The sequence below is a fragment of the Streptomyces sp. HUAS TT7 genome (assembly GCF_051550175.1).
Classification (GTDB): Bacteria; Actinomycetota; Actinomycetes; order Streptomycetales; family Streptomycetaceae; genus Streptomyces.
The window spans coordinates 6,020,568-6,040,634 of record NZ_CP196175.1 but is presented as its reverse complement, the minus strand read 5'-3'; the positions used below and the strand labels follow the sequence as shown (position 1 = coordinate 6,040,634).

At 71.2% G+C, this 20,067-nt stretch carries 20 protein-coding genes; 16 read left to right on the top strand and 4 right to left on the bottom strand.

Annotated features, from left to right (window positions below; genetic code table 11):
- The first annotated feature begins 9 nt into the window (after window positions 1-9).
- The 4 genes from ACSHXC_RS27195 to ACSHXC_RS27180 all read left to right on the top strand — a co-directional run bounded on the left by ACSHXC_RS27195 (window position 10) and on the right by ACSHXC_RS27180 (window position 4,716).
- A complete protein-coding gene (locus ACSHXC_RS27195; protein ID WP_438296858.1) occupies window positions 10-1,101 on the top strand; it encodes an energy-coupling factor transporter transmembrane component T in 1,092 nt (363 codons plus the stop codon).
- Entirely contained in the window at window positions 1,098-3,182 is a 2,085-nt protein-coding gene (locus ACSHXC_RS27190; RefSeq protein WP_438294101.1) for an ATP-binding cassette domain-containing protein, read from the top strand. Before ACSHXC_RS27195 ends, ACSHXC_RS27190 begins: the two co-directional genes overlap by 4 nt.
- Window positions 3,179-3,985, top strand: coding sequence for an ECF transporter S component (locus tag ACSHXC_RS27185; RefSeq protein WP_438294100.1), 807 nt, complete (start codon window positions 3,179-3,181; stop codon window positions 3,983-3,985). Before ACSHXC_RS27190 ends, ACSHXC_RS27185 begins: the two co-directional genes overlap by 4 nt.
- A gap of 308 nt (window positions 3,986-4,293) precedes the next feature.
- Complete coding sequence (locus ACSHXC_RS27180; protein ID WP_438294099.1) at window positions 4,294-4,716, top strand: transglycosylase SLT domain-containing protein; 423 nt, start codon at window positions 4,294-4,296, stop codon at window positions 4,714-4,716.
- Here the strand turns inward: ACSHXC_RS27180 and ACSHXC_RS27175 are convergent.
- Window positions 4,713-5,924 (bottom strand): alpha/beta hydrolase, encoded by a 1,212-nt coding sequence (locus tag ACSHXC_RS27175; protein WP_438294098.1) that lies wholly within the window; start codon window positions 5,922-5,924, stop codon window positions 4,713-4,715. The two genes, ACSHXC_RS27180 and ACSHXC_RS27175, sit on opposite strands and share 4 nt — an antisense overlap.
- Before the next feature lie 686 nt (window positions 5,925-6,610).
- Between ACSHXC_RS27175 and ACSHXC_RS27170 the strand changes: the two genes are divergently transcribed.
- The 4 genes from ACSHXC_RS27170 to ACSHXC_RS27155 all read left to right on the top strand — a co-directional run bounded on the left by ACSHXC_RS27170 (window position 6,611) and on the right by ACSHXC_RS27155 (window position 8,938).
- The gene (locus tag ACSHXC_RS27170; protein ID WP_438294097.1) at window positions 6,611-7,450 is read left to right on the top strand and encodes a helix-turn-helix domain-containing protein; all 840 of its coding nucleotides are present in this window, start codon (window positions 6,611-6,613) and stop codon (window positions 7,448-7,450) included.
- Complete coding sequence (locus ACSHXC_RS27165; protein WP_438294096.1) at window positions 7,425-7,637, top strand: DUF397 domain-containing protein; 213 nt, start codon at window positions 7,425-7,427, stop codon at window positions 7,635-7,637. Before ACSHXC_RS27170 ends, ACSHXC_RS27165 begins: the two co-directional genes overlap by 26 nt.
- 105 nt (window positions 7,638-7,742) lie before the next feature.
- Window positions 7,743-7,955: a DUF397 domain-containing protein gene (locus ACSHXC_RS27160; protein WP_438294095.1), complete on the top strand. Its 213-nt coding sequence runs from the start codon at window positions 7,743-7,745 to the stop codon at window positions 7,953-7,955.
- A 203-nt stretch (window positions 7,956-8,158) separates the two neighbouring features.
- A complete protein-coding gene (locus tag ACSHXC_RS27155; RefSeq protein ID WP_438294094.1) occupies window positions 8,159-8,938 on the top strand; it encodes an SDR family NAD(P)-dependent oxidoreductase in 780 nt (259 codons plus the stop codon).
- Between the two features lie 251 nt (window positions 8,939-9,189).
- Here the strand turns inward: ACSHXC_RS27155 and ACSHXC_RS27150 are convergent, their stop codons facing one another.
- A complete protein-coding gene (locus ACSHXC_RS27150) occupies window positions 9,190-10,359 on the bottom strand; it encodes a steroid 3-ketoacyl-CoA thiolase (protein ID WP_438294093.1) in 1,170 nt (389 codons plus the stop codon).
- A gap of 237 nt (window positions 10,360-10,596) precedes the next feature.
- On the opposite strand from ACSHXC_RS27150, the gene ACSHXC_RS27145 reads away from it, so the two are divergent.
- From ACSHXC_RS27145 to ACSHXC_RS27135, 3 genes are all read left to right on the top strand, one after another.
- On the top strand, window positions 10,597-11,844 hold the full coding sequence (locus ACSHXC_RS27145; protein WP_438294092.1) for a cytochrome P450: 1,248 nt from the start codon (window positions 10,597-10,599) through the stop codon (window positions 11,842-11,844).
- A gap of 92 nt (window positions 11,845-11,936) precedes the next feature.
- The gene (locus ACSHXC_RS27140) at window positions 11,937-12,893 is read left to right on the top strand and encodes a phosphotransferase family protein (RefSeq protein WP_438296857.1); all 957 of its coding nucleotides are present in this window, start codon (window positions 11,937-11,939) and stop codon (window positions 12,891-12,893) included.
- 62 nt (window positions 12,894-12,955) lie between these two features.
- Window positions 12,956-13,666 carry a pyridoxamine 5'-phosphate oxidase family protein gene (locus tag ACSHXC_RS27135; RefSeq protein ID WP_438294091.1) on the top strand — a complete coding sequence of 237 codons (711 nt, stop codon included), beginning with the start codon at window positions 12,956-12,958 and terminating at the stop codon, window positions 13,664-13,666.
- On the opposite strand, the gene ACSHXC_RS27130 is transcribed toward ACSHXC_RS27135, so the two are convergent.
- Entirely contained in the window at window positions 13,570-14,157 is a 588-nt protein-coding gene (locus tag ACSHXC_RS27130) for a phosphatase PAP2 family protein (protein ID WP_438296855.1), read from the bottom strand. The two genes, ACSHXC_RS27135 and ACSHXC_RS27130, sit on opposite strands and share 97 nt — an antisense overlap.
- A 271-nt stretch (window positions 14,158-14,428) precedes the next feature.
- On the opposite strand from ACSHXC_RS27130, the gene ACSHXC_RS27125 reads away from it, so the two are divergent.
- From ACSHXC_RS27125 to ACSHXC_RS27115, 3 genes are all read left to right on the top strand, one after another.
- Window positions 14,429-15,535 carry a DUF2330 domain-containing protein gene (locus ACSHXC_RS27125; protein ID WP_438294090.1) on the top strand — a complete coding sequence of 369 codons (1,107 nt, stop codon included), beginning with the start codon at window positions 14,429-14,431 and terminating at the stop codon, window positions 15,533-15,535.
- Window positions 15,536-15,615: 80 nt separating this feature from the next.
- On the top strand, window positions 15,616-15,945 hold the full coding sequence (locus tag ACSHXC_RS27120) for an antibiotic biosynthesis monooxygenase family protein (protein WP_438294089.1): 330 nt from the start codon (window positions 15,616-15,618) through the stop codon (window positions 15,943-15,945).
- A gap of 60 nt (window positions 15,946-16,005) precedes the next feature.
- Entirely contained in the window at window positions 16,006-16,509 is a 504-nt protein-coding gene (locus ACSHXC_RS27115; RefSeq protein WP_438294088.1) for a GNAT family N-acetyltransferase, read from the top strand.
- A gap of 25 nt (window positions 16,510-16,534) precedes the next feature.
- Here the strand turns inward: ACSHXC_RS27115 and ACSHXC_RS27110 are convergent, their stop codons facing one another.
- Window positions 16,535-18,577 carry a DHA2 family efflux MFS transporter permease subunit gene (locus tag ACSHXC_RS27110; RefSeq protein WP_438294087.1) on the bottom strand — a complete coding sequence of 681 codons (2,043 nt, stop codon included), beginning with the start codon at window positions 18,575-18,577 and terminating at the stop codon, window positions 16,535-16,537.
- A 152-nt stretch (window positions 18,578-18,729) separates the two neighbouring features.
- Here ACSHXC_RS27110 and ACSHXC_RS27105 point away from each other — a divergent pair, with 152 nt between their 5' ends.
- Window positions 18,730-19,620, top strand: a complete 891-nt coding sequence (locus tag ACSHXC_RS27105) for a peptidoglycan-binding domain-containing protein (RefSeq protein WP_438294086.1) — start codon at window positions 18,730-18,732, stop codon at window positions 19,618-19,620.
- An 87-nt stretch (window positions 19,621-19,707) separates the two neighbouring features.
- A complete protein-coding gene (locus ACSHXC_RS27100; protein ID WP_438294085.1) occupies window positions 19,708-19,926 on the top strand; it encodes a hypothetical protein in 219 nt (72 codons plus the stop codon).
- The last annotated feature ends 141 nt before the right edge of the window (window positions 19,927-20,067 follow it).

Genomic DNA, 20,067 nt, shown 5'->3' with positions numbered 1-20,067 from the left:
AGCCGGAGGCTGGCCGCCCCCGAAGCGAGCCGGAGCAACGCCGTGCACCCCGGCGCCTGGTGGCTCTGGGCGCTGGGCCTGGCCACAGCCGCGTCGAGGACGAACAACCCCCTCCTGCTCGGCCTCCTCGTCGGTGTCGCCGGATACGTCGTGGCGGCCCGCAAGACCGACGCCCCCTGGGCCCGCTCGTACACCGCGTTCGTCAAGATCGGCCTGTTCGTCGTCGGCATCCGCCTCGCCTTCAACCTGGTCCTCGGCTCCCCGATCCCCGGCAGCCACACCCTGCTCACGCTCCCCGAACTCCCGCTCCCCGACTGGGCGAAGGGCATCCGCGTCGGCGGCCGGGTCACCGCCGAGGGCATGCTCTTCGCCCTGTACGACGGCGCGCGCCTTGCCACCCTGCTCATCTGCGTGGGCGCGGCGAACGCCCTCGCCAACCCCGCCCGCCTCCTCAAGTCCCTGCCCGGCGCCCTGTACGAGGCCGGGGTCGCGGTCGTCGTCGCGATGACCTTCGCGCCGAACATGGTCGCCGACGTCGTACGGCTGCGTACCGCGCGAAGGCTGCGCGGCCGCCCCACCGGCGGCATCAAGGCGATCGCCCAGATCGGCCTGCCGGTCCTGGAAGGCGCCCTGGAGCGTTCGGTCGCCGTGGCCGCCTCGATGGACGCGCGCGGCTACGGCCGCACCGCCCAGGTCCCCGCCCCCGTACGCCTCACCACCACCGTCCTCACCCTCGGCGGACTCCTGGGCGTCTGCGCGGGAACGTACGGACTGCTCGCCTCCGAGGGCGCCGGGTACGGCCTTCCCGTCCTGGCCGGCGGCCTGCTCGCCTCGCTCGCCGGGCTCCGCCTCGGCGGCCGCCGCCAGATCCGTACCCGCTACCGCCCCGACCGCTGGGGCATGCGGTCCTGGCTGGTGGCCGGCTCCGGCGCGGCGGTCGCGGCACTGATGCTCTGGGCGGGTACGTACGCTCCGGAGGCCCTCACCCTCGGAGTCGTCCCGCTGACCGCGCCGGGCCTGCCGCTGTGGCCCGCACTGTCGCTGCTCGCCGGCCTGCTCCCGGCGTTCGTCGCACCCGTACCGCCGAAGGAGTCCCAGTGATCCGGTTCGAGAACGTGTCGGTCACGTACGACTCCGCCGCGGAGCCGACCGTACGGGGTGTCGAACTCACCATCCCCGAAGGGGAGTTGGTACTCCTCGTCGGCCCGTCCGGGGTGGGCAAGTCGACGCTGCTGGGTACGGTCTCCGGGCTCGTCCCGCACTTCACCGGCGGCACCCTGCGCGGCCGGGTCACCGTGGACGGCCGCGACACCCGCACCCACAAGCCGCGCGAACTCGCCGACCTGGTCGGCACGGTGGGCCAGGACCCCCTCGCGCACTTCGTCACCGACACCGTCGAGGACGAACTCGCCTACGGAATGGAGTCGTTGGGCCTGGCCCCGGCGGTGATGCGCCGCCGCGTCGAGGAAACCCTGGACCTGCTGGGCCTCGCCGAACTGCGCGACCGCCCGATCGCCACCCTGTCCGGCGGCCAGCAGCAGCGCGTCGCGATCGGCTCGGTCCTCACCCCGCACCCGAAGGTCCTGGTCCTGGACGAGCCGACCTCGGCCCTCGACCCCGCCGCGGCGGAGGACGTCCTCTCTGTCCTCCAGCGCCTGGTCCACGACCTGGGCACGACGGTCCTCCTTGCGGAACACCGCCTGGAAAGGGTGGTCCAGTACGCGGACCAGGTGATCCTCCTCCCCACCCCCGGCGCGCCTCCGGTGATGGGCCCCCCGGCGGACATCATGCGGATCTCCCCCGTCCACCCTCCGGTAGTGGCCCTGGGCCACCTGGCCGGTTGGAACCCTCTCCCCCTGTCAGTACGAGACGCCCGCCGAAGGGCAGGCACCCTGCGCAACCAACTGGCCACCCACACCCCGCGCCCCCCACAGGCCCCCCACATCGACGAGGCCGCCCCGCAGCCACGTTCCCACCACGGTGACGCCCCGCGGCCGCCTTCCCACCACGGCCGCCAGCCGTCGGCGGCCCCCACCACCGACGGCCATCCGCCGCAGGCGGCCCCCACTGACGGCAGTCGGACGCCCATGACGAGCACTCCCCACGGGGAGACCCGCACCAACCCAGCCACCAGCACGACAGGCGCGCCCCCCACCCACGACCCGCAGCCGCCGACGGCGGGGACGTCCCACCAGGAGACCCGCACCAACCCAGCCACCAGCACGACAGGCGCGCCCCCCGCCCACGACCCGCAGCCGCCGACGGCGGGGACGTCCCACGGGGAGACCCGCACCAACCCACTCAGTAGTACGGGTGGTGCGGGTGGGAAAGACAGCCCGGCCGCAGGCCGGGCGCACCCCCACCGGCCCGCAGCCGCAAAGCGCACCCTGGCCAACCTCTTCCGCCGCCCCCCGGGCACCCCCCGCACCCCCACCCTCGCAACCGCCACCGCCCTCGGCGTACGCCGGGGCCGCGTGGAGGCCCTGCGGCACGTGGACCTCACCGTCACCCCGGGCGAGACCATCGCCCTCATGGGCCGCAACGGCGCCGGAAAGTCCACCCTGCTCAACACGTTCGTGGGGATGATCGAGCCGACCCGGGGCAGCGTCGGCGTGGGCGGCCACACCCCCCACCGCACTCCGCCGCGCGACCTGATCCGCGAGGTCGGCCTCGTACCGCAGGAGCCGCGGGACCTGCTCTACGCCAACACCGTCGCCGCGGAGTGCACCGCCGCGGACGAGGACGCCGGGGCCGCCCCGGGCAGCTGCCGGGACCTGGTGACCGCGCTGCTCCCGGGCGTACGGGACGACACGCACCCCCGGGACCTCTCCGAGGGCCAGCGCCTGGCCCTCGCCCTTGCGATCGTGCTGACCGGCCGCCCGCCCCTGCTCCTCCTTGACGAGCCGACCCGCGGCCTGGACTACGCGGCGAAGGCCCGCCTGGTCGAGGTGCTGCGGGCGCTCGCCGCCGAAGGGCACGCCATCGTGCTCGCGACCCACGATGTGGAGCTGGCCGCAGAGCTCGCGCACCGTGTCGTGATCCTCGCGGGCGGTGAGGTCGTGGCGGACGGCCCGACCGCGGAGGTGGTCGTCTCGTCCCCCGCGTTCGCCCCGCAGGTGGCCAAGATCCTCGCCCCGCAGCACTGGCTCACCGTCCCGCAGGTACGCGAGGCCCTGTCGTGAAGGGGAGCACAAGACCCGTCCGCCTCGGCCCCCGCGCGGTGATCGCCCTCTCCCTCATCACCCTGATCGGCATCGCGGCCTTCGGCTGGCCGCTGCTCACCGACGCGGACTCCGGCCTCGCGCACGCCCAGGACGCCCCCTGGCTCTTCGCCGCCCTGCTCCCCCTCCTGGTCGGTGTGGTGATCGCCACGATCGCCGACGACGGCATGGACGCCAAGGCCGTCGCGATGCTCGGCGTGCTCGCCGCGGTGGGCGCCGCGCTGCGCCCGCTGGGCGCGGGCACGGCCGGTCTGGAGCCGATGTTCTTCCTGATGGTGCTGAGCGGCCGGGTGCTCGGCCCGGGCTTCGGCTTCGTACTCGGCTCGGTGACGATGTTCGCCTCGGCCCTGCTGACCGGCGGGGTCGGGCCCTGGATGCCGTTCCAGATGCTCGCGATGGGCTGGTTCACGATGGGCGCGGGCCTGCTGCCGGGCCCGCAGCGCCTGCGCGGCCGGGCCGAGCTGGCCCTGCTCGCGCTGTACGGGGCGCTGGCCTCACTCGCGTACGGCACGGTCATGAATCTCCAGGGCTGGACCTTCATCGGCGGGATGTCCTCGGGCATCTCCTTCCACCCCGGCGACGCGCTCCACGACAACCTGATCCGCTTCTTCGCGTACTGCGCGGCCACCTCGCTCGGCTGGGACCTGGGCCGGGCGGCGCTCACGGTGGTGCTGACCCTCGCTCTCGGCGCCACGCTGCTCAAGGCGCTGAGGCGTGCGACGCGGCGCGCCAACTTCGAGGCCCAGGTCACATTCGAGGCCTGAGAAGGGCCCCGCCGGGGTGAGGCCGCCCACAGGACCTTGGTCCTCTACGAGGCGGGATAGTGGCCCCAGAACATGATCCACGGGGCCCCTCGCGCCCGCGCTGACCTGCGCTTATTCGTTCCCTACACCCCAGGGGACGTTTCACCCGTCATGCGACTCCCACTAGTAAACGGGGTCATTGCGGCCACCCATCGAGCCGGTTACAACTGTTCGAGTCGCCGGAACCGCCCGGTCCGCTCGCCGGGCTGATTCATTACGAGTTCCCTCGCCGTGGAGGTCTTCGAACCTCCGGCGGAGCGCGACGGCCAATGTCCCCGAAGTTAGGTATCGCGTTGTCTTTCGCCGCCCGTTTCACCGCTCGTAAGAAGTCCATTGCCGCCGCCGGCGCCACGCTGCTCGCCGCTGCCGGTGTCGCCATGGCCGCCGTCCCGGCTCAGGCCGCAACGACGAGCGCCCAGGCGATCGCGCAGAAGATGATGCCGTCCGACCAGTTCCAGTGCTTCAGCAAGATCGTGAACCACGAGTCCGGCTGGAACCCGTCCGCCACGAACGCCTCCTCCGGCGCGTACGGCCTGGTCCAGGCCCTGCCCGGCAACAAGATGGCCTCGGCCGGCGCCGACTGGCAGACCAACCCGGCCACCCAGATCAAGTGGGGCCTGGGCTACATGAACGAGCGTTACGGCAGCCCGTGTGGCGCCTGGAGCTTCTGGCAGCAGAACAGCTGGTACTAAGCCGTACCGGCAATCGAGTCGAAGAGCCGCACGATCTGCGGCCCCGACTTCTTGAAGGCCCCGTTGTGGTCGACCGCTCCCTGGTCGACGACCGGGGCCTTCTTTCCGTGTGCGGCCAGCTGCCGGACACAGCTGAGCGTGTTGGCGATGGGCACGTCGGTGTCCCCGGTGGCGGTGTACAGCCGCACGGGCACGGCGGGCTTCCAGTCGCAGGTGTGGTCGTTGTCCCGCATGGCAGCGAGCAGCGCCCCGCGCGGATCCCCCAGCCGCGCGTAGAAGGCGGGCGTGAGCAGGTCCTTCACACTGCCCGGCAGAGCCCCGAGGATCTCCTCCTCGGTGTGGCTCCCGTCGAGCAACCCGTCGACGATGCGGGCGTAAGGCGCGCGGAAGGCTTCCCCGGGCTCCTCATAAAGGGGGTGAAGACGATTCTGGGCAGTGAGCCAGTAGGACATGTAAAGCACCCCACTCGTGTCGTTCACTCTCCCGTCGAAGAGGGCGGGCACCTCCTGCCCTGCGAGGTCGTACGGCCCTGACACCGGTGCCAGCGCCTTCAGCCGGAAGTGGGCGTCGGCCCCCTGACCGAGCGCCTTGCCGAGTGCCATGGCGACCTGCCCGCCCTGCGAGAACCCGGTGCCGTACACGTCTCCGGTCAGCGGCCTGCCCAGCTCGCGGGCGGCGGTGCGGGTGGCCCGCAGCATGTCGAGCGAGGCGGACACGGACGAGGCGGTGTCCATGTAGGGGTGGCGCCCCGGCCCCTTCCCGAGCCCCAGATAGTCGGGCGCGGCGACGGCCCGCCCGGCGGAGGCGTGCAGATACGGCGAGAGCCGGCCGTAGTCCTCGCCGACGGAGGGCGCGTAGTCGCGGTCGACCATGGTGCCGTGGGTGTCCGCGACGAGATCGAGCCGCCCGCGCCGCCCGTCGGCGGGCAGCACGAACAGGCCGGTGGCGGTGGTGGGGCGCCCTTGCGGGGTGATGGTCCGGTAGGTGACCCGATACCCCCGCACCCCGTACCGGACAGTGGCGCTGTCGACACCGGCGTCCTTGAGGAAGCCGGAGACTTGGGCGGGGGTGAGGTCGGAGACGGGCGTGAGGGACAGGAGGTCGCCGCGGTGTTCCGGGGTGCGAGCCTGGGCGAGCGGAGCGGCAGCCCCAACTGCACTGACCAGCAAGGCAGTTGCGACAGCGACCCGAGCGATTGACTTCGTCATACGGAAAGCCTGGCCGGTCCCCCCGCCCGGAACCATCCGACCAGCCCCCGCCCCCGAAGGGTGTCTAGGCCCACCACGGGAAGCCCCCTACCCCCCTACCGAGCCAGCCGACGATCCCACGGGTGCCCCAACTCGGCATGCAGGGAGGCGAGTTCAACCCATCGCACGGCCAGCTCCGGATCACCTGTGTCCGCGACCTCGGCCCCGAGCGTCTTGACCAACGCGCACGCGGGGCAGGCCCCCGGATCAATGAGGCCGGGCCGCGGCTTGGCGAAGTCCATGGCCCTCACCGCGGCAAGGTCCGGCATGACGCCGCCCCCTCGCCTGCGCACGCGTGAGGGTGCCGCCGAATGACCTCAGTGGCCTGAGCCACGCCCACGGGGTTGCCCGCCATGTGCGCGTGCGCGCGTGCGCGGCTCGCCGCCGAGCAGATGCCGCAGCCGGGCATGGGCAAGGGTTCCGCGGGTTCCAACCGCCTTTGCCGTCCGGCAAGTGCGACGCTGAGTACGTCGTCCCACGAGCTGGTGCCTCCGGTCCTGCTGGTGTCACTGGTCATGGCTTGCCGCCGTGCCCCTTCGTGCGGGTGGTCCTGCCGGATTTCGCAGTTCCACCCTGGCGGCAGGCGCGTACGCTGAACAGGGGATACGGGTTTCCAACACAGCTGGAAAGTCAGGCGAGTTGAACACATGAGCGAGCCGAGGCCGGAGCCCACAAACGGCCTTGAGTGGTTCGGGCGTGAGGTGGAAGAGGCACTGAGACACAAGGGCGCTCTACAGCGGGACCTGGCCGAAGCCACCGGCTACAAAGAGCCGTACGTGTCCAAGGTCAAGAACGGGCAGGCCCTGGCAAGTCCCCAGTTCGCAGACGGCTGCGACCGGTTCTTCAACACGTCCGGCTACTTCGCCCGACTCCTGATCCGCGTGAGCCAGTATGGACACCCCGAGTGGTTCATCCCATACGTGGACTTGGAGAAGAGCGCGGCGAAGGTGGAGGACTTCTCCACTTCGTTCGTCATGGGCGCGCTACAGACTCAGGAGTACGCCGAAGCCGTCTTCCGGGCGGCGCACCCACGCGAAACGGATGAGCAGATCAAGCACAGGGCGCAACTGCGGTTGCGGCGGGCCGAGATCCTTGAGCGGGAGGCTCCTCCTCTTCTGTGGGTGATCCTCAACGAAGCGGTTCTGCGGACAGAGGTCGGCAGCCCCGCCGTCATCGCCGGCCAGCTTCAACACCTGCTCACGATGGCAACCAGCCCCCATGTCTCCCTGCAAGTCCTGCCGTTCAAGGCGGGTGCCGCCGCGTCAGGTCTCCCGTTTACCCTGCTTACGCAACCCGACGGGGCAACAGTCCTGTACTCGGAAACGACAGGGCAGGGGCACGTGAACGACTCCACGCAGGCCGTACGTGACTGGACGGCCACGTACGAGCGGCTACGCGCTTCGGCCGAGTCAGAGGCCCGGTCACTGCGCCTTATCCACTCGATCATGGAGGAACACGCGAATGAGCAAGACGCCAGACCCGTGTGACATGCGTTGGGTCAGCAGCACCTACAGCGACGGCCAGGGCGGGCAATGTGTCCAGTGGGCACCCGAGTACGCGACAGCCACAGGCGCGGTTCCCGTACGTGACAGCAAGGTCCCGAACGGGCCGGTCCTCATAGTCTCCGCCGACGCGTGGTCCGGCTTCGTGGACTTCGCCAGGACTCACGGCTGACCTCAAGCCCCGCCGCTTCGAGGGGAGTTGGAGCGACGGGCCCTCATGCCGCCAGACAGCGAGCAACAGGCCATCTCATCCACTCGGTCATGGAGGAACACGCTCATGGGCAAGACGCCAGACCCGTGTGACATGCGTTGGGTCAGCAGCACCTACAGCAGCGGCGACGGCGGACAGTGTGTCGAGTGGGCGCCGGACTTTGCGACGGCTCACGGCGTCGTTCCCATACGTGACAGCAAGCTGACCGACAGCCCCGTACTGATGCTCTCCCCCGGCGCATTTGCCGGGCTGGTGGAATTGGTGCGCGCCGACGCATAGCGGCCAGCCGATGCACCTAAGACCCGCCACTCCAACTCCCTTCGGAGTGGCGGGACTTCCCACTGCCAAACAGCGAGCAGCAAAGGGGCTGTCACATTCCCCCGGTCCCGTCGCCAGACTTCACGTACCGTGCGTTCGAAAGGATGTTCAGGCCGGTCGGCACAAGCTGACCTTTGGCCGGGCAACACAGCAGGAAGGCGATCATGGGGGAACTGGACGGCAGGACCGCACTGGTGACGGGCGGCTCTCGCGGGATCGGGCGCGCGGTCGCCCTGCGGCTCGCCGCCGAGGGGGCGCTGGTCGCGGTCCACTACGGCGGCAGCCAAGAGGCCGCCGAGGAAACAGTGGCGCTGATCGCCAAGGGCGGCGGCCGGGCGTTCGCGGTGCAGGCCGGGTTCGGCGAGAGCGGCGCCGTGGACCGGTTGTTCGAGCAGTTCGCCGCCGGCCTTGCGGACCACGGCGCCGACGGCCTGGACATCCTGGTCAACAACGCGGGCGTCCACTCGGTCAGTTCCATCGCGCAGCTCACCGAGGAAGAGCTCGATCGCGTACTGGCGGTCAACGTACGCACGCCGATCTTTGTGATCCAGCGGGCGTTGCCACTGCTGCGGGACGGCGGGCGGATCATCAACATGGGCTCGGCGGCCACCCGGATCGCGAACCACCTCCAGATCGGCTACACCGTCAGCAAGGCGGCGCTGGCTGCCCTCGGCCCGTCGCTCGCCAACGAGCTGGGCCGGCGCCGGATCACCGTGAACACGGTCGAACCCGGGGTGGTGCTGACCGACATGACCGCCGGGTGGACCGGCGTTCCCGAGGCGATGGCCGGACTCGAATCGATCACCGCGCTCGGCCGGATCGGCGAGCCGGAGGACGTCGCGGATGTGGTGGGCTTCCTGGCGGGCCCGCAGGGCCGCTGGGTGACCGGCCAGACCATAGACGTCTCCGGCGGCACCTACCTCGGCCCGATCCCGGCCGGATAACCCGCCGTCCGGGCCAGGTACCACTGTCGGTTCCGCCCTACCGAGTCCGCCGTCAACGGGGTGCACTGGGCGCCCTACAAGGGGCGCGGGGAACGGCGCGACCAGCCAGACAGGACCCGCACCCGACCCGGCGACATAGTCAGCCCCTCCGGCGCTTGAGGAGCGGGGGCCCGGGGGCAGCGCCCCCGGAAACCGACCTCAGCCCACCCCACACCCCCGGAGGGTCTCGGGAAGGGGCGGGGGGGGGAAACCTACAGCCGCTGAATGATCGTCCCCGTAGCCAACGCCCCACCCGCACACATGGTGACGAGCGCAAACTCCTTGTCCCGCCGCTCAAGCTCGTGCAACGCCGTTGCGATCAGCCGGGCCCCGGTCGCCCCCACAGGGTGCCCCAGCGCAATCGCACCCCCATTGACGTTCACCTTCTCCAGGTCCTGCTCGAAGACCTGCGCCCAGCTCAACACCACAGAAGCGAACGCCTCGTTGATCTCGACGAGGTCGATGTCCCGCAGCGACATCCCGGCCTTGCCAAGCACCGCCCGCGTCGCATCGATCGGCCCGTCGAGATGGAAGTGCGGGTCGGCGCCCACCAGCGCCTGGGCCACGATCCGCGCCCGGGGCTTCAGCTTCAGCGCGCGGGCCATCCGCTTGGAGGCCCACATGATGGCCGCCGAACCGTCGGAGATCTGCGAGGAGTTGCCCGCCGTGTGCACGGCCGTCGGCATGACCGGCTTGAGCCGCCCGAGCGCCTCCATCGAGGTGTCGCGCAGCCCTTCGTCGCGGTCGACGAGCCGCCACATGCCCTGCCCCGCCGCCTGCTCCTCCTCCGTCGTGGGGACCTGAACCGCGAACGTCTCCCGCTTGAAGCGTTCCTCGCCCCAGGCGACCGCCGCCCGCTCCTGCGACAACAGGCCCAGCGCATCGACACGCTCCCGCGTCAGGCCCCGGTTGCGGGCGATCCGCTCCGCCGCCTCGAACTGGTTCGGCAGGTCCACGTTCCACTCGTCCGGCCACGGCTTGCCGGGCCCGTGCTTGGAGCCGGAGCCCAGCGGCACCCGCGACATCGCCTCCACCCCGCAGCTGATCCCGACGTCGATGACCCCCGCCGCGATCATGTTGGCGACCATGTGACTGGCCTGCTGCGAGGATCCGCACTGGCAGTCCACGGTGGTCGCGGCGGTCTCGTACGGCAGCCCCATCGCGAGCCAGGCGTTGCGCGCCGGGTTCATGGACTGTTCGCCGGCGTGCGTGACCGTGCCGCCGACGATCTGTTCGACGCAGTCGGCGTGGATGCCGGTGCGGCCGAGGAGTTCGCGGTAGGTCTCGCCAAGGAGATAGGCGGGGTGCAGATTGGCGAGCGCGCCTCCACGCTTGCCGATGGGGGTGCGTACGGCTTCGACGATGACGGGTTCCGCGGCCATGAGCTCGTCCTCTCCTGACACAGCCGCTGGGTGTCCCGGCACCGCACGGCCACGAACTGATACGCGTTCTAGTTCTGAGTGCAGTCTTATGAGAGCTACCCCGGGTACGCAAGGGTTGTGCACGTCCCGCATAGGGAGTTCAGTGCGCAACAGATGCTGCCGCGGCCCTTGCCACTTGTAGAACCCGTTACTACCTTTCGGTCAACTTCTGATGGACCGTCAGACATGGAGTGGCCAATGCGTTGCCCCCACCTGCCCGACGGGTTCGACTTCACCGACCCCGACCTGCTCCAATCCCGTGTGCCGCACCCGGAGTTCGCCGAGCTGCGGCAGACAGCCCCGGTGTGGTGGTGCGCCCAGCCGTCCGGCATCGCCGGCTTCCAGGACGACGGCTACTGGGCGGTGACGCGGCACGCCGACGTCAAGTACGTTTCCACGCACCCGGAGTTGTTCTCCTCCACCACCAACACCGCCGTCATCCGCTTCAACGAGTCGATCAGCCGCGAGCAGATCGACGTCCAGAAGCTGATCATGCTGAACATGGACCCGCCCGAGCACACCCGGGTCCGCCAGATCGTCCAGCGCGGCTTCACCCCGCGCGCGATCCGCTCCCTGGAGGGCGCCCTGCGCGACCGCGCCCGCAGCATCGTGGACGCGGCCCTGTCGGAAGCCAACAAGAACAACGGCACCTTCGACTTCGTCACCAACATCGCCGTCGAGCTCCCCCTCCAGGCCATCGCCGAACTCATCGGCGTCCCCCAGGAGGACCGGACCAAGATCTTCGACTGGTCCAACAAGATGGCGGCGTACGACGATCCCGAGTACGCGATCACCGAGGAGATCGGCGCCGAAGCAGCCATGGAGCTGGTCTCGTACGCGATGAACCTCGCCGCGGCCCGCAAGGAGTGTCCGGCGAAGGACATCGTCTCGACCCTGGTCGCGGCCGAGGGCGAGGGCAACCTGCTCTCGGACGAGTTCGGCTTCTTCGTCATCCTGCTCGCGGTGGCCGGCAACGAGACGACCCGCAACGCCATCAGCCACGGCATGCACGCGTTCCTGACCCACCCAGACCAGTGGGAACTCTACAAACGCGAGCGCCCCGAGACCGCGGCCGAGGAGATCGTGCGCTGGGCGACCCCGGTCGTCTCCTTCCAGCGCACGGCCACCCAGGACACCGAACTCGGCGGCCAGAAGATCAAGGCGGGCGACCGCGTCGGCATCTTCTACTCCTCCGCCAACAACGACCCCGAGGTCTTCGAGCACCCCGAGCGCTTCGACATCACCCGGGACCCCAACCCCCACCTCGGCTTCGGCGGCGGGGGCCCGCACTTCTGCCTCGGCAAGTCCCTGGCGGTCCTCGAAATCGACCTGATCTTCAACGCGGTGGCCGACATCCTGCCCGACCTGCGTCTGGCCGGCGACCCCCGCCGCCTCCGCTCGGCCTGGCTGAACGGCATCAAGGGCCTTCAGGTGTCCCGGAGTTGACCCACCCGGAACCGGGAGGCAGGGGCCATCCCCCCTACGCCCCGCCCCTGTCTCCTCCCGGTTCTGGTTACGCTCGACCCGTGATCGACAACATGGACACGGGTGAGGGCTGGGGCACGACCCGGCTGTGGGTCGAGAAGAGCGTGGGCGCGCAGATCGAGCAGGCGGTCGCCCTGCACGGCGGAATCACGTCCGAGATACGGCGCCTGCATCTCGGCGGGGAGCGGCCGCGTTCGCTCGTCCTGCGCTCCTTCTCCGACGCCTTCTACCGGCGGCACGCCCCCGGGCTGCTCACGCGCGAGGCCGACATCCTGACCCTGCTCGCCCGCACCGGCGTACCGGCCGCCGAACTCATCGCCGTCGACCCCGCCGGCGAGCACTGCGACCACCCCTCACTGCTCATGTCGCTGCTCCCGGGCGAGGTGCGCCTCGACACCTCCGGCGCCGACGAGCGCGCGCCCCTGCTCGCCCGCCAGCTCCTCGACATCCACCGCGTCGAGGTCGGCGCGTCCGAGCGGCCCCGCGCCTACGAGGCCTGGACCACCGCCGACGAAGTCGAGGCACCCGAGGACACCCGCCGGCCCGACGTCTGGCGGCGCGCCATCGACGTAATCCGGCGCCAACCGCCCGCGTACCGGCCGGTGTTCCTGCACCGCGACTTCCATCCCGGCAACGTCCTGTTCACCGGCGCCGGCCCCGAGCTGCGCGTCAGCGGCGTGGTCGACTGGGTCGAGACGTCCTGGGGCCCGGCCGACCTCGACGTGGCGCACTGCTCGACCAACCTCGCACTGCTCCACGGTGCCGCGGCCGGGCCGGCCTTCGCCGAGCAGTACGTCGCGGCGGGCGGACAGCTCGCACCCGACCCGTACGACCGGCTGTACTGGCGGCTCCTCGACGCCCTCGCCTTCGCGCCGGACGCGGAGGACGTCGCCGATCCCTGGCGCGCGCTCGGCCGCACCGACCTCACCGAGGACCTCGTCAAGGAGCGTCTGGAGGACTACCTCCAGGCCGTGCTCGACCTCTGCGCACGGGAGGCCGATGCCTCTTGATGAGCGCCCTTTCTGCTGAAACAGTTGGCCAGGCATGCCCCCGCAACTGAATCGGCAGGAAAATGGACGCAGAGCGACCGGATCAACACAATCAGCCGACACCGACGGAGCTGGCCGTCACCGCGCGGACCCGGCATCGGCGGCTGCGCGACCAGGGCAGCACCCGGGTCGCGGATCTCGACGCGATCCTGCGGGCCGGGTTCGTGTGCCATCTCGGGGTCGTCGTCGACGGCGCACCCATGGTGGTGCCGACGGTGTACGGCGTGGACTTCGAGAGCCGGACGCTGTACGTGCACGGCTCGGTCGCCAGCCGCAGCATCGTTCAGGCGCCGGGGGCGACGGTCTGCGTGAGCGTCACGCACATCGACGGGCTCGTGCTCGCCCGGTCGGTCTTCGAGCACGGGGTGAACTACCGCAGCGCGATGGTGTACGCCGTGCCCCGGCTGATCACCGGCGGGGACGAGCTCCTGCACGGGCTCAGGGTCGTCACCGAGCACTGCGCCCCGGGCCAGTGGGACTATGCACGGCGGCCCAACTCCCGTGAACTGGCGGCCACTTCACTGCTCGCCCTCTCACTGGAGGAGGCGTCCGTGAAGGTGGCTTCAGGCCCGCCCGAGGATGCGGACGGGCCCGACGGCGAGCTCGGCCTGTGGGCCGGGGTGGTGCCGCTGCGGAGCTACTTCGGGGCGCCCGAGGCCGACCCCGCGCTGCCCGCCGGCATCGCCGTGCCCGGCCATGTCGCGGCTCTGGGCGACGGCAGCTCGGGGAGCTGAATGCGGCGCGGACCGGCGAGGACGTACACGAGCCCGAAGCCGGCCGCGACGACCGCCGCGCCGCCGACCGCGTCGAGCACCCAGTGGTTGGCCGTGGCCAGGATCGCGCAGACCGTGACCAGCGGGTGCAGCAGGCCGGGGCGCGGGACCGGGCCGGGCAGGGCGCGAGCCACTACCAGGCCGAGGACGACGACGAGCAGCAGCGTGCCGAACGTCCAGCCGACGCCGAGGGCCTGCTCGGCGGCGTGCGCGAGCGGCTTGAGCACGAGTCCGGCGAAGGGCGTGCCGGTGAAGTGATCGCCGCTGGTGCCGGCTTCGGCTCCGTAGAGGGAGCCCGTCACGTGGAGGGCGCCGCCCGCGCGGGTCCAGGTCTCCAGGTCGGTCAGCCGTTCGCCGGGGGGCAGGCGCAGTACGGCGGCGATCTGCCGTATCGCGAGCACGCCCGCGAGGAGCCACAGGACCACGCGGGCCGTTCCGATTCCCGGGGCCACCGTGCCGGTGTCCGCCCCGCTGTCGCGTCCGCCGCCGTGCTCCGCATTCCCCACGCCCCGCCGAACCTCCCGCCGAGCCTTCTGCGTTGCTTCCAGGCCTTGGCACCGCCCGGGAAGGAAGACTCGCGCAACCGCCCCCTTCGCCTGACCGTCACACGGATTTGTCCGGAACGATCCCGGAGCGGTCCCGGAACGGGCAACGTACCGGAACCGAAGGCACCGCAACGCCGTCGTAGCTCCCGTCGATCGATCAACACGGGGGTACGCGGACATGCGGGACGGTCAGAGACGCCTGCGGCGGGCGCTGTTGGTGGCATTGGCGCTGGTGGCGATGCAACTGGGCTCGCTGGTGGCGCCCGCGTACGCCTGTGGCTGCGGGGCGATGGTGCCGCAGAGCGGGCGGCAGTTGAGCGTGAAGCAGGAGACGTCGGCGGTGCGCTTCGACGGGCACACCGAGCAGATCGTCATGCGGCTCACGGTCGACGGGAACGCGCCGAAGGCTGCTTGGATCATGCCGGTGCCGAGCCGGGCGACGGTGAAGCTCGGCGACCGCCGCCTCTTCGACCAGCTGGAGGAGCTCTCCGAGCCGGTGAACCGCACCCGCTCGTACTTCTGGCCCCGGAACGGCGACTGGCCGTTCTCCATGAGCCGCAGCGTGGGCGACGGCGCCCCGAACGCGGCGGCGAAGCCTCCCGTCGAAGTGGTCGGCAGGGAGCGTCTCGGCCCGTTCGACGTGGCCCGCCTCACCGCCACCGACCCGACGGCGCTGCGCGACTGGCTGACCCGCAACGGCTTCCAGCTCCCGCCCGCCCTGGCCACCGAGCTGCGCCCGTACGTCGACCAGAGGTGGGAGTACGTGGCGATCCGCCTGGCCCCCGACCGGCCGGGCCAGGCCCTGGGCGGCTCCCTGGACCCCCTGAGCCTGACCTTCACGAGCGACCGCCCGATCTACCCGATGCGCTTGTCCCGCCTGGCGAAGACCCCGCAGACGCTGAACCTGTACGTACTGGCGAACCACCGCATGGAGACGACGTCGCGGATCGGCGGCGCCACCCCCGAGACCCTGTTCGCAGGCAGAATCAACCACCCGACGGGCTCCCTGGCCGACCTGGCGGGCCGGGACAACCCGGTCTACCTGACTGCCATGACCCAGTACTTCCGGCACCCGGACGAGATCACGGGCGACCACGAACTGAAGCCGTCGGCGAACGACACACCCTTCCAACAGACTCGGTACACCGACGAGTTGATGACGCTGGGCGGGGTGCCGGCCTGGCTGTCGACGGTGGGGGGCGTGCTGGTGGTGCTGGGGGTCGGGGCCGGCCTCGCCGTCCGGGCCCGCGTGAGGCGCCGGACAACCGCCCTCACACCAATTTGACCTGGCCATGCAGCACACTGATCACCTATGGACGAGGCGAAGGCCCCCACCCCCGGCGGCCTTCTGACGAGAGGTGTCGCGTGGCCAGCGTCGTAAAGATCAACGTACTGACCGTGCCGGAAGAGCAGCGGGAGGTGCTGGAGAAGCGGTTCGCCTCCCGGGCCGGGTCGGTGGAGAACTCGGACGGGTTCGAGTGGTTCGAGCTGCTTCGGCCGGCCGAGGGCACCGACAGGTACCTCGTCTACACCCGCTGGCGCAGCGAGGAGGACTTCCAGAACTGGATGGCCACCTCCATGCGCGGCGCGCACGGCGGCGCCCAGGGCGAGGGCGGCGAGCGCCCCAAGCCCGCCGCCTCCGGCTCCGAACTGTGGTCCTTCGAGGTCGTCCAGCAGGCCGCGCCCAAGGCCTGAGCCCGGCGGCCCGTTTAATTCGGTGGCCAGGACCGCCACCCCCGGGATAGGCAGTGGCCCATGAGTTGGATCATGGCTGCCGAGCGGCCCGACACCCCCGATGCGAGTCTTCTGCGGCGTGACTACTACGACGAGGTGGCGAGCCGGTGGTACGGCCGGCCCGCCACCGTCGAGGAGATCGCGCAGGGGCTCACCGATGACGGTGCCGATCAACTGCGCTCTCCCACCGGGGACTTCGTGGTCGGGCGGTACGGCGGACGTCCCGCTGCCTGCGGGGGTGTGCTGTTGTGCGCGGAGGCCCCCGTCATCGACGGGACCGCCCCGGCCACGGCCGAGCTCACTCGCGTGTACGTCCGCCCCTTCGCCCGCGGCACCGGGGGCGGCGCGGCGCTGCTCTCGGCCCTTGAGGACGCGGCCCGCCGCCTCGGCGCCCGGCGGCTCGCCCTCGACACCCGGCACGACCTCGTCGAGGCCCGCGGGCTCTACGCCAAGCACGGCTATCGCGAGGTGGCCCCGTACAGCGAGGGCCCGTACCGGGAGCGCTGGTTCGCCAAGGAGCTCTGATTCCGGTGCTCCACGCCGGGTCCGCTCACGCCGCGTGGTCCCTCGGCACCGCCGGCCCCGTCGGCTGTTCGCCGTCCGAGCCCGACAGTTCCGACGACAGCTCCGCCACCAGCTTTTCCAGGTCCCTGGGGCGGTCCGGGCCCCACCAGTTGCCGAGCAGTTCGGCGAGGGAGTCCTCCCGTGCCGCTGCCAGGCGGACCGCGATCTCGCGGCCCTGGTCCGTGAGGACCATCGGCATGCCCTCGCGCGTGGCGAGCCCGCGTTCCTCGATCTGGCGGGACGCCTCGGTGATGACGTGCAGCGGTACCGTGACGCGCTCGGCGAGCACCGCGGGGTCGGCGGACCCGTACTTCCTGATGCGCAGGAGCAGCCAGCTCGCCGCCGGGAGGAGGTCGAGGTCCGCCTTCGCCGTGATCGTCTCGTAGATCTTGCGGCGGCCCTCGCGCGTGCCCAGGACCGAGAGGGCCCGTGCGCACTCGTCGTACGACGACCTGTGGACGGGGTTCGAGGCGAGGGTCTCGCTGGTGTCGGGGGCGGTGACCGCACCCCGCAGCTTGTCCTCCTTCAGGAACCACGCCGTCACGAAGGCGAGGAGCACGACCGGCGCCGCGTACAGGAAGACGTCGGTGATGGAGGAGGCGTAGGCGTGCAGTACCGGCTGCCGTGCGGCGGGCGGGAGTTGGCCGATCGCGCGCGGGTCGGCGGCGATGGCGCCGGGGCCGACGCCGGGCGGCAGCTGCTGTCCGGCCAGCGCATCGGAGAGCTTGCCGGTGAGCCGGTTGGTGAAGATCGTGCCGAAGATGGCGACGCCGAACGAGGCCCCGATGGAGCGGAAGAACGTGGCGCCCGAGGTCGCGACGCCCAGGTCCGCGTAGTCGACGGCGTTCTGCACGACAAGCACCAGGACCTGCATGACCAGGCCGAGGCCCGCGCCGAAGACGAAGAAGTAGACGCTCATCTCCCAGGTGGAGCTCGTCTCGGTGAGCCGGTGCAGGAGCAGCAGGCCGATCGTCGTGACCCCCGTACCGGCGATGGGGAACACCTTCCAGCGTCCCGTACGCGACACGATCTGGCCGGACGCCGTCGAGGTCAGCAGCATGCCGAGGACCATCGGCAGCATGTGCACGCCGGACATCGTCGGCGAGATGCCCCGCACGACCTGGAGGAACGTCGGCAGGTACGTCATCGCGCCGAACATCGCGAAGCCCACGACAAAGCTGATGACCGCGACGAGGGTGAACGTACGGATCCGGAACAGCTTCAGCGGAAGCACCGGCTCGACCGCCTTGCGCTCCACGGCGACGAAGGCCACAAGGAGCACCACGCCGAGCACCGCGAGCCCGATGATCTGCGCCGATCCCCAGGCCCAGGTCGTACCGCCGAGGGACGCGACCAGGACCAGGCAGGTGGCGACGGAGGCGATGAGGAAGGTGCCCAGGTAGTCGATGGTGTGCCGGGTCCCGCGCGCCGGGATGTGCAGCACGGCGGCGATGACGAGGAGCGCGATCACGCCGATGGGCAGGTTGATGTAGAACACCCAGCGCCAGCTGAGCTGTTCGGTGAAGAACCCGCCGAGCAGCGGGCCGAGCACGCTGGTCGCGCCGAAGACGGCGCCGAACAGACCCTGGTACTTGCCGCGTTCGCGCGGCGAGACGATGTCGCCGACGATCGCCATGGACAGCACCATCAGTCCGCCGCCGCCCAGCCCCTGGAGCGCCCGGAAGCCGATCAGCTCCCCCATGTTCTGCGCGATGCCGCACAGCCCGGAGCCGACGAGGAAGATGACGATCGCCAGCTGGAACAGCTTCTTGCGGCCGTACTGGTCGCCGAGCTTGCCCCACAGCGGGGTGGCGGCGGTGGCGGCCAGCATGTAGGCGGTGACCACCCACGACAGGTGCTCCATCCCGCCGAGGTCGCTGACGATGGTCGGCAGCGCGGTCGAGACGATGGTCTGGTCGAGTGCGGCGATCAGCATGCCGAGCAGCAGCGCGCCGATGGCGACCAGTACGGTCCGCCGTTCCTGCCCCGCGCCGGGGGCGACGGCGGCGGGAGCGATTCCCTGAGCCATGACCACGTCCCATCCGTGTGTGTGCTCCGACTCGCTTCCACCATCTTGATCGGAATGTACGGAAATGGCCTGCCGGGCTCTTCCCGCACACCCCGGGTGCCCGCGGGCCGCCGGGCATAATCGCTCGCAGTCCATGGGGAGGGGACCCGACGATGACCGGACACGGCTGTCCCGAATGCGGTGCCGAACGCGGGGTGGACGGCGGACCCGGCTGCGCCTGCGCCGAGCGCGCCGCCGAGACCCTGCACGCGGAACGCGTCGCCGAGGCCGCCGCGGCGGAGGACTTCGACCCCCTGCGGATCCGGCCGTACGTGATGCTGCCGAACGCCGCGGAGGGGCCGCCCGCCGCAGCCTCCGAGGCCCCGTCCGAACAGACCATGCGGCTCGGGGCGGTTCCGGCGGAGGAGCCCCCGGCCGCGGACCGGGAGCCCCCGAGCCCCGCGGAGGCGCCCGGCAGACGGCGCCGCCTCGCCGCTCTGGCCGTCGGCGCCGCCGCCGCGGTCGTCATCGGTACGGCGGCGTTCGCGAGCACCCTGTTCGCCGGGGACGCCACGCCGAAGCGGGCCCTGCCCGACGTCGCGGACACCGGCGTCCCGTACAGCGGCACCGGCAGCGCCTCCGCCGAGGCCCCCTCGGCCGTTCCTTCCCGTACGAAGAAGGCGGCCCCGAGCCGCTCCCCCTCCGCGCGGCCCTCGCCGTCCCCGTCCGCGTCCAGGCCGGCCTCGCCGCCCCCGTCGAAGCCCGCGCCCGCACCATCCGCCCCTGCATCCGCTCCGTCCTCGAACTCCCCCGACGGCAGACCGCTCGCGCCGCCGCCGAGCACGACGCTGCGGCGGGGCGACAGTGGACCCGCCGTGCTCGAACTCCAGGAAAGACTCGGCCAGTTGGGGCTCTACACCGGCACCCCCGATGGCAGCTTCGGGTCCCGTACGGAGCGCGCGGTAGGCGACTTCCAGTCGTACACGGGCATCGACGACGACCCGGCCGGCGTGTACGGCCCGCCGACCCGCCGCGCCCTGGAGTCGATGACGGACCGGCCGTAGGCGCGGCACGGCCGGCCGCCAACGAGGGACCGGTTCCGCTTCCGCACGGCCCGTGACATCCGGGCGCGGGAGGCGGACCGTGGAGGGATGACGTCCACGAGTCCGGCGAAACCCAGGCGGAGCCCCTGGCTCCTGCTCGTCCTGCCCCTGCTGCCGCTGATCGTGCTGCTGCGGCTGCTCCTGCGACGCCGCACCCCGGGCGGCTCCGGCCCGGGCGGGCCGCCGCCCGCCGGGGTGCGCGAACCGCGCCGGCCGAGGCCCGGCCCCCCGGCCGCGACGGTGGCCGCGCCGGTCCCGGGCGAGTAGCTCCGCGCGGCAGCTCCGAGCGCCACAAGGGGGCCGGGTGGCACAACCCCCTCCGCGTTTTGTATCGTGGTGGAACAAAGTGATCCCTGCCTGTACTCCCTGACCGGCGGGCGGGGATCACCTTTGTGCTTCTGTGCCCCC

Coding starts and splice junctions, on each gene's coding strand:
- ACSHXC_RS27180 (WP_438294099.1), top strand. CDS start 4,294: ATGTCCCCGAAGTTAGGTATCGCGTTGTCTTTCGCCGCCCGTTTCACC.
- ACSHXC_RS27175 (WP_438294098.1), bottom strand. CDS start 5,924: ATGACGAAGTCAATCGCTCGGGTCGCTGTCGCAACTGCCTTGCTGGTC.
- ACSHXC_RS27170 (WP_438294097.1), top strand. CDS start 6,611: ATGAGCGAGCCGAGGCCGGAGCCCACAAACGGCCTTGAGTGGTTCGGG.
- ACSHXC_RS27165 (WP_438294096.1), top strand. CDS start 7,425: ATGAGCAAGACGCCAGACCCGTGTGACATGCGTTGGGTCAGCAGCACC.
- ACSHXC_RS27160 (WP_438294095.1), top strand. CDS start 7,743: ATGGGCAAGACGCCAGACCCGTGTGACATGCGTTGGGTCAGCAGCACC.
- ACSHXC_RS27155 (WP_438294094.1), top strand. CDS start 8,159: ATGGGGGAACTGGACGGCAGGACCGCACTGGTGACGGGCGGCTCTCGC.
- ACSHXC_RS27150 (WP_438294093.1), bottom strand. CDS start 10,359: ATGGCCGCGGAACCCGTCATCGTCGAAGCCGTACGCACCCCCATCGGC.
- ACSHXC_RS27145 (WP_438294092.1), top strand. CDS start 10,597: ATGCGTTGCCCCCACCTGCCCGACGGGTTCGACTTCACCGACCCCGAC.
- ACSHXC_RS27140 (WP_438296857.1), top strand. CDS start 11,937: ATGGACACGGGTGAGGGCTGGGGCACGACCCGGCTGTGGGTCGAGAAG.
- ACSHXC_RS27135 (WP_438294091.1), top strand. CDS start 12,956: ATGGACGCAGAGCGACCGGATCAACACAATCAGCCGACACCGACGGAG.
- ACSHXC_RS27125 (WP_438294090.1), top strand. CDS start 14,429: ATGCGGGACGGTCAGAGACGCCTGCGGCGGGCGCTGTTGGTGGCATTG.
- ACSHXC_RS27115 (WP_438294088.1), top strand. CDS start 16,006: ATGAGTTGGATCATGGCTGCCGAGCGGCCCGACACCCCCGATGCGAGT.
- ACSHXC_RS27110 (WP_438294087.1), bottom strand. CDS start 18,577: ATGGCTCAGGGAATCGCTCCCGCCGCCGTCGCCCCCGGCGCGGGGCAG.
- ACSHXC_RS27105 (WP_438294086.1), top strand. CDS start 18,730: ATGACCGGACACGGCTGTCCCGAATGCGGTGCCGAACGCGGGGTGGAC.
- ACSHXC_RS27100 (WP_438294085.1), top strand. CDS start 19,708: ATGACGTCCACGAGTCCGGCGAAACCCAGGCGGAGCCCCTGGCTCCTG.